General features: G+C 35.4%; 11 protein-coding genes and 1 pseudogene. 2 read left to right on the top strand and 10 right to left on the bottom strand.

Going from position 1 to position 13,867, the window contains the following annotated elements:
* Positions 1 to 95 precede the first annotated feature (95 nt).
* From QBE53_01955 to QBE53_01935, 5 genes and pseudogenes are all read right to left on the bottom strand, one after another.
* Positions 96 to 1,583, bottom strand: coding sequence for a histidine kinase (locus QBE53_01955; GenBank protein WZL81888.1), 1,488 nt, complete (start codon positions 1,581 to 1,583; stop codon positions 96 to 98).
* A 214-nt stretch (positions 1,584 to 1,797) separates the two neighbouring features.
* Positions 1,798 to 2,985 (bottom strand): ABC transporter substrate-binding protein, encoded by a 1,188-nt coding sequence (locus tag QBE53_01950; protein ID WZL81887.1) that lies wholly within the window; start codon positions 2,983 to 2,985, stop codon positions 1,798 to 1,800.
* 4 nt (positions 2,986 to 2,989) lie between these two features.
* Positions 2,990 to 4,552, bottom strand: coding sequence for a hypothetical protein (locus QBE53_01945; protein ID WZL81886.1), 1,563 nt, complete (start codon positions 4,550 to 4,552; stop codon positions 2,990 to 2,992).
* A 49-nt stretch (positions 4,553 to 4,601) separates the two neighbouring features.
* A complete protein-coding gene (locus tag QBE53_01940) occupies positions 4,602 to 5,330 on the bottom strand; it encodes a helix-turn-helix domain-containing protein (GenBank protein ID WZL81885.1) in 729 nt (242 codons plus the stop codon).
* Positions 5,331 to 5,636: 306 nt separating this feature from the next.
* Positions 5,637 to 6,523, bottom strand: a pseudogene (locus tag QBE53_01935) (transposase).
* A 12-nt stretch (positions 6,524 to 6,535) separates the two neighbouring features.
* On the opposite strand from QBE53_01935, the gene QBE53_01930 reads away from it, so the two are divergent.
* Positions 6,536 to 7,306 carry a MerR family transcriptional regulator gene (locus QBE53_01930; GenBank protein ID WZL81884.1) on the top strand — a complete coding sequence of 257 codons (771 nt, stop codon included), beginning with the start codon at positions 6,536 to 6,538 and terminating at the stop codon, positions 7,304 to 7,306.
* Here the strand turns inward: QBE53_01930 and QBE53_01925 are convergent.
* From QBE53_01925 to QBE53_01910, 4 genes are all read right to left on the bottom strand, one after another.
* Positions 7,297 to 7,947 (bottom strand): N-acetyltransferase, encoded by a 651-nt coding sequence (locus QBE53_01925; protein ID WZL81883.1) that lies wholly within the window; start codon positions 7,945 to 7,947, stop codon positions 7,297 to 7,299. The two genes, QBE53_01930 and QBE53_01925, sit on opposite strands and share 10 nt — an antisense overlap.
* A 123-nt stretch (positions 7,948 to 8,070) precedes the next feature.
* The gene (locus tag QBE53_01920; protein ID WZL83251.1) at positions 8,071 to 9,348 is read right to left on the bottom strand and encodes an MATE family efflux transporter; all 1,278 of its coding nucleotides are present in this window, start codon (positions 9,346 to 9,348) and stop codon (positions 8,071 to 8,073) included.
* A gap of 166 nt (positions 9,349 to 9,514) precedes the next feature.
* Positions 9,515 to 10,093: a hypothetical protein gene (locus tag QBE53_01915; GenBank protein WZL81882.1), complete on the bottom strand. Its 579-nt coding sequence runs from the start codon at positions 10,091 to 10,093 to the stop codon at positions 9,515 to 9,517.
* 53 nt (positions 10,094 to 10,146) lie between these two features.
* On the bottom strand, positions 10,147 to 10,914 hold the full coding sequence (locus QBE53_01910; GenBank protein WZL81881.1) for a helix-turn-helix domain-containing protein: 768 nt from the start codon (positions 10,912 to 10,914) through the stop codon (positions 10,147 to 10,149).
* A 110-nt stretch (positions 10,915 to 11,024) separates the two neighbouring features.
* Here QBE53_01910 and QBE53_01905 point away from each other — a divergent pair, with 110 nt between their 5' ends.
* Complete coding sequence (locus tag QBE53_01905) at positions 11,025 to 12,344, top strand: MATE family efflux transporter (GenBank protein ID WZL81880.1); 1,320 nt, start codon at positions 11,025 to 11,027, stop codon at positions 12,342 to 12,344.
* 5 nt (positions 12,345 to 12,349) lie between these two features.
* Here the strand turns inward: QBE53_01905 and QBE53_01900 are convergent, their stop codons facing one another.
* Positions 12,350 to 13,864, bottom strand: coding sequence for a diguanylate cyclase (locus QBE53_01900; GenBank protein ID WZL81879.1), 1,515 nt, complete (start codon positions 13,862 to 13,864; stop codon positions 12,350 to 12,352).
* Positions 13,865 to 13,867 lie beyond the last annotated feature (3 nt).

The raw sequence follows: 13,867 nt of genomic DNA, 5'->3' as shown, positions 1-13,867 counted from the left end.
TGATTTTAATCACATCCCGTTTATTATATAAAAAGCCCCTCAATTAAAAAATTGAGAGGCTTCACATTTCTTGGTAAAATATTCACATTTTAGCGTTAAATTATCGGAAGGGATAGTATGACTTTTGTCCCTTGTTGTTGCTTAGATTCGATATGAAGACCATAGGTATCTCCAAAATAGGAGATAACTCTTCTTTGAATGTTGATAAGCGCTACATGGGACAGTCCTTCAACTTCCATACTTTCTTCTGTAGAAATATGATTAATCTGTACTTGAAGCCGTTCCAAAGCGTCTTTGTCCATTCCACACCCATTATCTTCAACAATGATATCGATTTTATCACGATACAATCGGCTGTATATATGTATCGTTCCCAAAATATTGTTCATTGCCTTACTACTATTAAATCCATGAACAATACTATTTTCTACAATCGGCTGTAAAAGCATTCTTGGCAATTTGATTTCCTCTAAGTAATCCTCCATATCAATCTCCACACAAAAACGATGTGGATAGCGTATTTCCATAATACCTATATATTTTCTTAGAATAAAAAATTCTTCTAAACCATTAATATAAGAATCCCCTTCGTTCGCATATCGATAGAGTGAGGATAGCCCATCACACAGCAATCCTGCTTTACTATTTTCCCCTTGATTAGAAAGCGCTTTGATAATACTAAGAACATTTATCGTAAAATGTGCACTAATTTGCTTCTTAAGGGAAACGATTAAAGACTGCTGTTTGACAATTTCTGCCTCATGTAATGATAAGGTTGCTTTATAAAGCTCCCGTTCTTTAATCTCAATGCGGCTAATCATATCATTAATCCGATGTATTAATCCATCCAAATAATCATATCCTGTAAGTTTCAAACAGCTGTGCGTCTCACTATCATACGTCTCAACCTCCGTAATAATTTTTTGAATGGGTATAAAAAAATTCTTTTTCCATACACTAATAAAAGTCCAAAAAACAACGAGCAGCATTAAAATCAATATCACAAGGGCCAATAAAAAAAACAAATGTAAACTTTTATCTGTATCTGTATATGAAATAATCAGCTCAAATGGTGTAAATCCAATGTTTCTACGTATAACATGTGTCTGACTTTTTTCAAACTCGCCAATACGCATCCCTTGAAGCGCGGTTTGATTTGATGTAATAATCGTATCCATAGCCCCTAAGAGTATCGTTATATTTTCATCCCCTTCTGCTCTCAAAAACAGTTGCTGGATCTCTTTTTCACTAATAAGCATAACAATATGTCCACATGGGTTTTCTCCCGTATCAAAAATCGATATAGTATATCCAATATATCTTTCACCATCAAGTGAGATTTGAATATGCTTTTCATATTTATTGTTCCTGATTAAACCTTGTAAGCGTTTGATGCTGGTATTATTTAATTGTCCAGAAAAACGATAAAAGCGATTGTCATTAGAAAAAATAATGACTTTTTCAGCAAACATTGAATTTTTTATCATTGCATTAAGGTCTGTATTGACCGCTTCCGCCTTCTGATAAAATTCAATATGTTCTTTGGATAACAACATTTTTTTAACGTTGTCATTTTTTGACATCGCAAAAGAAACCTCTTCTAAGTGTAGAAAGGATTGATTTAACTGCGAGATAATGCGCAAAGATGTTTGCTCCATATTATGAATCGTATGCTGCTGTAAAATATTTTGCATCGATACATAGAAAAAAAACCATATGAAAAGTACAGCAATTCCAAGAGCAAGTAAGGTGAGTTCCAATTTTTTTAAGAGTGAATTCTTATGGGTAACCATTCTATTAATTAATATTCTCCTTTAATAACCCTTGAAAGAAATGGTCCAAATAATCTGTGTTGTTATCAATGAAACTGTTGGCGTAATTTACCACATCCATATCTTCTAAGCTGACATCATTGCCATCTTGAATATCTTCCCGACATGACCATGTTCCCGGTGTAGAAAAAGGCATATAACCTTTGCCTGTTCCATCCGTTTCACCGAGTAAAAACCTTACAAAAAGTTTTGCCGAATTCGTATTCTTGCCCCCTGCAACTAACATAACACTATTGGGCGTATACACTGCTGCAAATGGGTCCAGTTCATAGATCGGTTCAAAATGGTAGCCAAGTTCACATAGCCTTAATTTACTCGACAGCATAATCCCTAAGTCATATCCGTTTTCCCCTGAACTTCCGATGCCTTCTGCCACCTCATCACTCGTATTCACAAAAACTATATTTTTTGCCGCCTGCTCCCAAAAATATTCACCTATCGATACCCCCTTGTCTAAAACAGGCTCCTGTCCAAAATATGCCCTATAGGCAGCGAGCATTTTTTCTTCTTCTGTTAATACTGTCGCACAAAAACCATAGGTGCTAAATGAACTCAAAGGTGATGCCATGACAATTTTATCTTTATATTGCTCTTGGGTAATCTCCCATATATTGGAGATTGGACTTTGATTATAACGCGCACTATTATACGCAAATAAAATAACTTCATCCAAAAAATTCAACTTACTATTTATATGATTGCTTTTGATTTTTGGCTCAATATCCCATGGAACATAGGGTAAAATCAATCCAGGTTCAATAAGCTCATTATAAAGGTTACCCGCGCTGTCACTGCAGATAAGAATATCACATTCAAAGGCATTCGCCTCATAGTTATTGCGTATCATCTTAATCGCATCTTTACTTCGAATATCTTTTATTTCAACTGTCAATCCTGGATATGCTTCTTCAAAATACTTTTTTGTATCAAATAAGCGTGTTGTCACAGAATAGATGGTTAAAATGTCTTCTTTTAACGCCGCCTGATATAATGTATCTGGTGTTTGCTTTGCATCAAGATTAGCCGCTACTTCCCAGTCCTTTAAAAACATCTGTTGTGTGGTTTGTTGATTTGCGCTGCTTGTACATGCAATTAACAAAACGGATAATGCCGTGCAAATCAATGTCGCTATACCTATGTTTTTTATCTTCACTCCATTATCCTCCCATCAGCTCGTTACTACGCTCAACAAAAGCTTTCCACTGGTCCTTGGAATATATATCACATTCTCCGGTAATAAATTTTGTTATCATCTCATCAGTATATCTGGCTAATTCCACAGGTTCATCCACTTGGGCGGATATATAACGTATGTCTTCTTGGAGTCCTCTGTTATAAAAGGGCTCATAGACTTTTACCGCACGTGCATCCAAAAATTCTACCAAGGAATTATCCCCATTCCAAGCTACTCCGTCTATATACGTGGCATCAACATAGCGAACGCCTGCCCCTGCATAATTTTTATTTTGAGTTTTACTCTTAAGATAATTTAACGTCACAATTTCTGCTTTATTTCCATAAAGTGAGAGGTCTTCCCCAAGGGAAAATGTCCAGTCGACATCATACTCGCCAAAAGCTCCAATTAATGCGCCTTCTTCTGAAATCATAGCATCTAGGACTTTAAAAGCTTCCACAGGCTTCTTAGCATTTGCCGGAATAAATGCTCCAATCGAAGGTTTTGGCATCGTATATATGGCATTTTGATATCCATTGGGTCCTATTAACGGTGGCACTTGGACGTAGCACGATAAAATTGACGGTGCATTGGCATATATATTATCAACGATACTCTGACTAGCAAAGGCTCCCACAAGATCTTGCGGCGAGCACACCGTTTCTAATATTTGATTCTGAGAAAAAGAAAAACTAATCTCTGCCAATAAGTTTTCTGAATATAGCTTATGGCAATACTTTAATCCCTCACGAAACTCATCGGTTGTCGGAGAATAAATGGACACGCTATCTTTTTTTACAAATCGTAAATTAACTGGATCGTTGTACGCGAAAGCATTGAGAAGAAAGTTATAGCTTTGAAGGGCGTAGTCGGCCTCACATCCAACTAGCGGCAGTTCATCCCTAATACCGTTACCGTTAGGATCCCTATCATGAAAGGCTTTTAGCACTTCATATAGTTCTTTTGTGGTTGTAGGAATTTCAAGCCCCAAGGCTTTTAACCATTTGACATTTATCCAAAATGTCTGAAAGTTCTTACTGGTTCTTGACGTTTTTGCATTAGGAAAATAATACAGCTGCTCATCAATCAATAGGCTCTCTTTGAGTCCAGGATGCCCCGGATGATTTAAAATACTATAGTAGTTTGTCTTGTCATGGGTCAAGCTATTTAGGTTATAGACTAGCCCTTTGCTCACATAACTTAAAAACTCTTCATTCGTGACTATAGATTGATCTTGAGGTAAAATCACAACATCAATTTTTCCCGGCTCTGCTGTAAGCAATGCCTTTATATATTCTTTTTTGTATCCATGGGGAATATACTCAAATTCAATTGAGCAATTTGTCTGCGCTTCAAGCCAGTTTGTATAATAATTCGTCGTATAATCTTGTACACGATCATCTTGAACAATAGCAATGGTGATGACTTTTTTATCCGTCCCAGCCTTCATTGCCTGTCTTTCAACTACAAAAACCATAATGAGTACACTAATTAATAGAAGTAGCGTTAAAAAACCAATCTTTTTGTGCTTTTTTTTAACATCCATTGACTCTATCCATTCCTATCATAGATTGTATTCGGGATAATTTTTTATATTAATCTTGTTGAATATATTTACTTGGCGCCATTCCATAGTAGTCTTTAAACACCTTATTAAAATAATAGTAGTCAACATAGCCACATTCAATAGCTATTTCCTTAAACGAAAGATTACTTTGAAGAATGAGTGAAGCTGCATGCTTCATTCTTAGATTTGTAAGAAAACAGGTCAACGTCGTATTATAATATTTTGAAAAAAGATTACATATATAGCCTGGGCTCAGTGCAAATTGCTTTGAAAGCTTATTTAATGAAAATTTTTCTTGAAAATTATTCTCTAGATAGTCTGTGAGCTCAAGAAATGCAGGAGTGATGTTTTCTTTTGATGTATTGGGCGAAAATGCCCGTTTTTTGGAGAGTTTATTGGCTAGCCTTTCTAAAACTAATTGCAGCTCCTCTATCTGTACTGGTTTTAAAATATAGTCGAAGCCGGAATGGTTGAAAAAAGTTCGCGCATCATCAAAAGTACCATACGCACTTAACATAACAAATTCAAACTGCAAATTCGAATCAATCAACGATTTCATAAAGGCATGCCCATCAATATCCGGCATTTTTAGATCACTAAAAATAACATCCGGGCACAGCTGTGGTATACGCCGCAACGCCTGAACGGGATTGCTCTCATAACCGATAACCTCAAAACCGTTATCCATCCATGGAACCCTTTCAAGTAACTCTTGTAGAATTAGTTCATCATCATCAAGTAAAAAAACCTTATACATAACACTATCCTCACACTATTCATGTTCTATATGCAACGTTAAAAAATTCACTAATTACAATATTAATTGTTTTTCGTTGTAATGAACATATAAAATCTTAGGATTCGTTAGTAAAATCTTAAGTAATCCTCTTGCATATTCCGCTCTTTTATATAATTATACCACAACTTTCCTCCACAGTTTAAAAGAAAAAAGGCCTATTCATGTTATAATAGAATGATAGGTAATTGCGAAACTTCAAAATAAAAAAAGACCAGACTTCACCAATTGAAGAATCGTCATATTTTAAAAGTAAGTGTTATGTGTTTAAGCAATTAATGGTTTTACGCTCCTTATATATTGGTGTTTATTGATCTTGTCAGCCAAAACAACGGTTAATAATTGAGTAATCCCTGTGAGAAGTAAATCGGCATGTAATGTTTTTTCATTCTGAGTTTTGCGTTTGGCAATGCCTTCATGTTTCATTGGAAGTGTATTATCATAAGGGCATGTAGGAATACCCTCGCTATTAATAGAGCAGTCAGGATAAGATAACTTTGAACGTGCATTTAATGGTATAAAAGCCTTTTCGAATTTTAAATCATTAAGTAACAAAAATGTCCATTAATATAAAGTTGCTTGATTACATCATTAGAAGATGCATGCGTTGGCATAGAACCATAAGCTGCCTTGTTGGGATCATAAGAAGCATCCAGTTTTTTAGTTTTTTTATAAGCCTTAAGCTGTTTAATAATCTTATTAGCATACTTTGGATTATTTTCAGAAACAAATGCTTCAATACCAGAAGTATCAAAAATAGTCATGGCGGTTTTATTAGGATCAATCTTTTGACAGATAGGTTCTGTGATATCCACAAGATGGTCAAAAAAAGTTTGTATTTCAGAAAGAAAATCTTGTTTGAAACGAGTAAGCCTAGAGGCATCAGGAACACGAGAAAAACCACAAAAGTCTCTAAGTTCCTTTGAGAACTTAAGGAAAGTTAGTAAAAGGGTATCTTCAGTAATGGAAAAAATACGTTAAAGAATCAAAGCCTATAACATGGATAAAAGCCCATGCTCTCTGGGTCTACCAGTGGAAGCATAGTATTTATTATAAAAAGTAACAGGAATATAATCACGAAGATTAAGGTTCTCTTCAAGAAGAGTAAGAAAGTGAGGTGTTATGCTATAAGAACGCTTATAACAATTGGAGAATTAGCTAAACTATTGAATATATCAACACATCAAATCAGATATTTTGAAGAAAAGAAAATATTTAGCCCAAATATAATCGATGAAAACGGGTATAGGCTATATGATATAAAGCAAGTATATCAATTAGAGCATATTTTACTTCTTAGAAAATTTAACATACCTGTAAGCCAAATTAGAAAATCTCTCAAGGATTATTCCCATCAAGAATATGTGCATATGATGCAAGAAAACCTATTCGATATCAACAAACAAATAGATCATCTCGTTCATCTTAAAAATCTTAGCCTTGAAGTTTTGGATAAAATCTCGGCTTTGGAAAGCTCCTTAGAAAAGTACCGCATCAACGACTTAAATGAACGTTTTATGAAACTAATTTATCACGTCAATCAAGCAGATTTTGTTTCAACAAAGACTTTTTATGACAACGCCTTGGAAAAAATAAAAAATCCCACCCTTTTTGATACGGATATTACATACATTTGTGATGACGATTCTCTCCATGTATGTACAACCTTCCTTAAGCCCAGTGTCGCTGATTATCTCTTAGAAGCCGGACAATATCTATGTTTCGGTTTTTTTGCCGATGATTATACACATGTACAAAGCCAAGTTCTTAGTTTTTTGAATTATATTAACGATAATAAGATTTCAACTAGAGGTAAATTAATCATATCTGAAAGCTCTTTGCTTTCTATTTTTAATAATGGTCAAATATACTACGAAATCCAAATATTAACTCATAACAAAGATGCTTCATCTCGTTCTCTTGTGCTTCAAGACTGAATACTAAAGTAGGCCTTTTCTATGTTTGCACACATAAAGATTAACTCTTTTTCATTAAAAAGATATTTACTCAAAAAACTTTTTGTTGTATTTACCCCTTCGAATCCAAGTCTCTTGTATAATGCAATAGCTTTTGTGTTTGAACTTGCTACATATAATGTACATTTGCTTAACTTCAAATCGTTGCTACAAAATTCTTTACAATGGTTTATCAATTTTGTTCCTATTCCCATCTTGCGTGCCTTAGGGTGCACCCCCACAAAATCAATATAGCCTTCATCTTGCCTTTGTTTTTTGGTTAACAGTGTAGCTCCGATAATACACTTCACCAAATTAAGCAAACCATACTTTTCTATAAGGCTTAAGGTGGATATATTAATTTTTTTGGATTCAATCGGATGATTTTTCCACTGTATATTAATAACACCAAGCACATCATCATCTTTTGTAGCTACAAAAAAACCTTCATGATTAATTTGGTCTGCAAAATTGACGTCAATTAAAAATTCCAGAAGCTTCTCATCACTCAAGCTTGTTAACGTCATCAATTTGCTTTTAAAGGCATGCAGAAAAATTTCACAAACACTTTGCGCATCTTTTTCCTTAAATCTTCTTATTTCTATTTCCTGTAACACATGCATATAATTCACCACCTATTTAATAGAGTTTATTAACATTGATAAGCAAATTATAAACCTTAGTACCGACCTAATGTCAATATAGAATATCTATTTTTTTCTAGACTAACTCCCGTTTGCATAGCCTTAAATTCGAAGCATCTCCTGTGCGTATTTTCTGTAATGCCATATCCCAAATGCATCTGCAAGCATCCATCCAATAGGAACTGCAACCCATATTCCTGCCATGCCAATCCCAGGAAAAGATGATAACAGATAGGCAAGTGCAACCCGCGAACCTAATGAAATAATCGTCAGCACAATGGACATTTGTGTCTTTCCAAGTCCCCTATACAGCCCATAGAGCAAAAACAGCACACCAATTCCAATATACGACGCTCCGACAATTCGTAGATAATCTACCCCTATCTCAATAATTTGCGTTTGCTCTGGCTGGACAAAAATCAACATAAATTCTCTGGCAAAAACAACAACGATAAGTGAGCTCATTAAGCAAAAGCTTGCGGATATCTTAAGTGTTGCCAGAACGCCTTTTTTTATTCGGTCAAACCGCTCTGCACCATAATTTTGAGCTACATATGTTGCAAAGGCATTCCCAAAATCTTGAGCTGGCATATAGGCAAAAGCATCAATCTTTACAACCACCGCAAAAGCTGCACTGGCATAAAATCCAAAACTATTGACAAGACCTTGAACCATTAAAATGCCAAAATTCATAATCGATTGTTGAATCGCTGTGAGTGCAGAATAATCAATGACACTTCGCATGATACTTCGTTCAAGATGCATGTGCCTTCTATTTGGGCATAGATATCGCGCTTTCATCAAAAAATAAATAGAAATACACAAAGCAGATAATGCCTGAGCTATAAATGTCGCCCAAGCAGCACCTGCAACACCCATATTCAAAAAGATAACAAATACAATATCCAACGCTATATTTGTCAACGCAGCCACTCCAAGAAAAATCAGTGGCATAATCGTATTTCCAATGCTTCGAAAAATTGCTGCTATGAAATTGTAGATTGTCACAAAAAACATTCCACCAAGAATAATGGTCAGATATTGGCGTGTCATCTCAACCGCTTGCTTTGGAATATTTAGCCATATAATAAATTGCTCTAACAATACGTAGGACAAAAGATTGATGATAAGGGACGAAATAGCTACAAAAACAAAGGCGTTAAAAACACTTATTTTCATGGCTTCTAGTTTTTTTGCTCCATAAAGCTGGGCAAAGACAACTCCACTTCCCATACAAAGCCCCAAAACAATCGATGTCAAAAGGACCATCAGGGCATATGAAGAACCTACTGCCGAAAGAGCAGTAGGTCCAATTTTTTTCCCTACAATCAAGGTATCTGCTACATTATATAACTGTTGAATAAGATTACCTAATATCATCGGCAAACTAAAAACCACCAATGATTTTCCAATGCTTCCCGTCGTCAGATTATGTTCTAATTCACGCTTCAATGTTTCCTCCGTTATTTGTCGCTCCCCGAGCCTTATATTTTCTTAATCCTTTTGATACCGTATTATAGCACAAATAAAATATAACGCAAAAATCTTACTGAATAGGATTTACTAACTTATACAGTTCTTGATAGTCTGCGTTCCATCTAAAAACATCAACTAGCCAACCTGAGCCTTCTTTCATCATTACAATATCTCCTGACACAGTCATCGCTTCATTGTCTCCACTAGGAAGCTCGATGCGCATTGAGATTAAATAGCTATAATACACTCTTCCATCCGCATAATCTTTCATCTTTTTTAAATCAATCGAATCAATTATTACGTCATAGTCTTCTTGATCTTGTACCAAGACCTTCCAAGGTATATTGCGGTTTGCTACAGCATCTTCAAATCCCCTATCTGTCATAAGAACGCCATAGTCTTTTTTCATGGCAGCACCATATTCTTCAAAACCATAATCGCCCATTCCTTCGGAATCAAATAGGTCACGATAATATTTTGTCGATTCCAGTTCCTGTGGGTTCGTCATTATCTCAAGAAATTCTTCTGCATAATCTTTTGCATAGTCTTTTGCATCATTTTTTAAGTACATCATGAGTATGACAAGTACCGCAACTATAATAATAGCACCTATAATGAATCGCTTTGTTAATTCCTTATTTTTTATCACGTCTTACTCCTCCTTTATGTGATATTAATTATTACACGTAGGTATATTGCTGTCTAATAATAAGCCCTTCTTTCAACCTCAACAATACCTGCTTGAGGTTCTAGTTTTAAGTCAAAAAGCTCTTTAACGATAAGAGTACCTACAAATCTTTGCTCTAACACCGACAGAAGCTCTGCCTCTTTCACCGCTTTACACAGATAATCCCCCTCCTCTACATATAGTGCATTATCAACATCTGGAAGCGGTGAGGGGACCTCAATAAAAATCTTAGAAACAACCTGTCCGTTTTTGTTGAAAAAAATCACACCTTGATTGAATTTATCCGTTATATCTAAGGCTTTACATTGCCTATACAGTTGGGAATATTTTGCACTTATTTCTTTGTAGTCCAAAATATCTCCATTCCAATCAACGGTCAAAAAACAACGCTTCTGAAAATGTTCTAAGCGTTCCTCCATACTGGCTTTTAATCCATTAGCACGTTTTATATGCTGTGACATCGCCTCTAAGAAGCGAAATGATGCATTTAATTGTTTGATTTTCTCTTCAACAATTTGTTCGCCATCATTAAGCAGGGTGCCAATATCTACACTTCCTTCCGGCGTCAAATAACTTTTAAACCGTTTTAAGGGAATGCCAAAATCAATACAAATAGAAATTAAATCTACAATAATAAGCTGGTCACTGCTGTAATAGCGATAACCCGTCTCTGGATTAACATATGCTGGTGGAAGAATACCTAACTTGCCATAATAACGTAAGGACTTTACACTGACTTTTTTTATCTTACTGACTTCGCCTATCGATAAATAATTTTTCATTATTTCTCCCTTCAACGCTTGACTCTCCCATTATAGTATAGTTTATACTCTATCCGATACAAAACTATTACATTGAATCATCAATGTATTATACAAAGGAGTACCTGAATATGCATTTAAAAAAACAATTTTTCAATTATGTCATCCCCTCTATTGGCGCTATGCTAGTTACCGGCTTATATTTTGTTGTGGATGGTATCTTTGTCGGTAGGGGCGTTGGAACCTTAGGATTAGCCGCAATCAATATCGCCGTACCCTATATCTCAATTTTATCAGCCATCACGATGATGATTACAATGGGTGGCGCAACACTCGCCTCGATTCATTTTGGAAAAAAAGAGCCCCAAAAAGCCATCACGATGTTTCAATCAAGTCTTCTATTGGTCTTTATTTTTTCCGCGCTGATGACTCTTATCAGTTTTTTCTTTTCTAAAAATCTTGCAACACTACTTGGCGCAAGCAATTTGCTCTTAACGGATACGGCCGATTACATTAAGTATTTTGTTATGTTTGGTGTGTTTTTTAGTTGCTCAAATACTTTGTCTGCGTTTGTACGAAACGATGGCAATCCACACCTCGCCTTTTGGGGTATGATTATAGGCGCATTGAGCAATATCTTTTTTGATTGGCTGTTTATCTTTCCGTTACAGATGGGTATCAAAGGTGCTGCCATTGCCTCCGGTCTTGGACAAATATTTGCTTGTCTTATGTTATTGAGCCATTTCTTTTTTAAAAAAGGTGCTCTGAAACTTGGTTTTCCAACGTTCTCACTTCATCGTTTGACGCAAATATTAAAAACAGGCCTTCCCGAATTTGTCACCCAAATGAGTCAACCTGTTGTCATCTTATGTTATAACTTTTTGATATTAAAGACTTTCGGTGAAATCGGAGTCTCGGCATTTTCCGTTATATCCTATATCTTAGTTGTGGTTATAGGAATCTTTATTGGTTTAGCCCAAGGTATTCAGCCCCTGTTAAGCCAAAGCTATGGAAAAGGTGATGCCATATCCGAGAATTACTTTTTTACTACAGGTATGAAACTCAATATTTTTCTAGCGGTTATTATGTATGTCATCATGCTTATATTTGGGAAAAATATTATTGCTGTATTCAACCATGACCCTGAACTAATCACACTCGCCTATGACTACATTCAAGTATATGGTATTAGCTTTTTGTTTGCATCGATTAATATTGTCTACACCATCTATTACCTTGCTACAAAAAGGACCAAGCAAGCTTTACTTCTCTCTGTTTTGAGGAGTTTTGTCATTAACACATTATGCATCTTCCTAATCCCAGCTTTATTCGGTAGAAAGGCTATCTGGGCAGGAATTATTGTTGCAGAAGCAATTGTTACTCTAGTTGCCTTCTACCTTCGCTCCCAAGGCTCACTAAAATCCTCTGACATCGTCTTTGGTGAACAATAGGTGCCTTAAAAAACCGTCGCTTGATTACGTCCCGATTTTTTTGATGCATACATCGCTTGGTCTGATTTATTATATAGTTCATTAAACGTGCAGTTTTTTAGCTCTTGTATATGTATTCCTATACTGAGTGTAATGTCCACATCACCATTGACAAATATTTGCGAGGCTAGTCGCTCTTGAATCCTATACACCAGTTGATCTACATCTTCTCTACTTGTATCCACGATAAACATGCCAAATTCATCGCCGCCAAGCCGTCCTACTAAGTCTTTTTCACGGCATGTTGATGCGATGATATTGGCAACTTCAATAATGACTTCATCTCCGATTTGATGCCCATAATTATCATTTACATCTTTAAACTTATCAATGTCAAATATTAATAACGCACCGGATCGATTCATATCGGCAATCGAATCTATGATTTTATTGACTTTAAGTTCAAAGCTTTCTCGATTCAAGATTTTTGTTAAGCTATCTTTTTGTGCTTTGTTCTCTAACCATTCTTTATGAAGTTTATCTGCAGTTATGTCTGTAATAAGAGATACCGACCCAATGGCCTTTTGTTTTTTTGATAAGTCATGCACTTTAATCTTATATATTTTCTTATGATTTTCCTGATGAAGTTCAAAACTCATGTTATCTCTACCTAGTAATGCATTTTCCCATGTCGAATTTCCAAAAATAATCTTCTCCATCCTGTGAAGATCCTCGGAAAATATTTTTTTTGCATAAGCATTTACATCCACAATTCTTCCATCAGGATTTGTAAAAATCATACCTATATCGATTTCATCGATAACCCAGTCCCGAGCTAAAGGAGATATCGACATAAAGTCGTATTTATAAATCCCTACTAAGATACATATAACCCCTATTAAAAACCCTATCGATGAAGGCACTTCCAACCCCGATACGTTACGTAACATCGTCTTAACGTAGGTGAACAAAAAAGGAATCAAAAAACCAATAAGAACCAGGTATACTTGGGTTCGGGTACTTTTTGTGGTCGTCCGTTTATATATCCAAAGCTTAATAATCGCGATAACATTCATAAGCGTATTGAGGCTTACGCATATCTTGCCAAACATGGTTTGTTCAACCGAAAGCTTTAAGCCGCCATCGATTGGCACAAGCAACACATTACTACGCATAATCCCATGATAATCATTAGTAAAAATCAGGAAGACACAGGTTATCGCAAAGATAAAATTAATCCTTCGCATTTTGTTTAAAACCTTATTCTCCGTATTAGTATAAATCATTATAAAGTTGTATGATGCTGAGGGTAATAAAAACAAACCAATTTGTGATAAATTTCGAAACAAAAACTTCCCTTCAAATGAAGTGCTTAGCATTTCAAATAAGGTGAACATTGACCCTAAAAAAATAAAACATATAACCAAGCTAAGTGCCCTGTTTGCCTTAGAATGCTCCTTTTTCGATACTATCATCAATGATGCAAAAATCAATACTAAAGATATGATGCTAATCGATATATACGCATAACTTAGCCTCACCGT

It is taken from the genome of Vallitaleaceae bacterium 9-2 (genome assembly GCA_038396585.1).
In the GTDB taxonomy this organism is placed as follows: domain Bacteria; phylum Bacillota; class Clostridia; order Lachnospirales; family Vallitaleaceae; genus UBA1351.
Note: the sequence above shows the minus strand (reverse complement) of the source record. Positions and strands in the feature narration are given on the sequence as shown.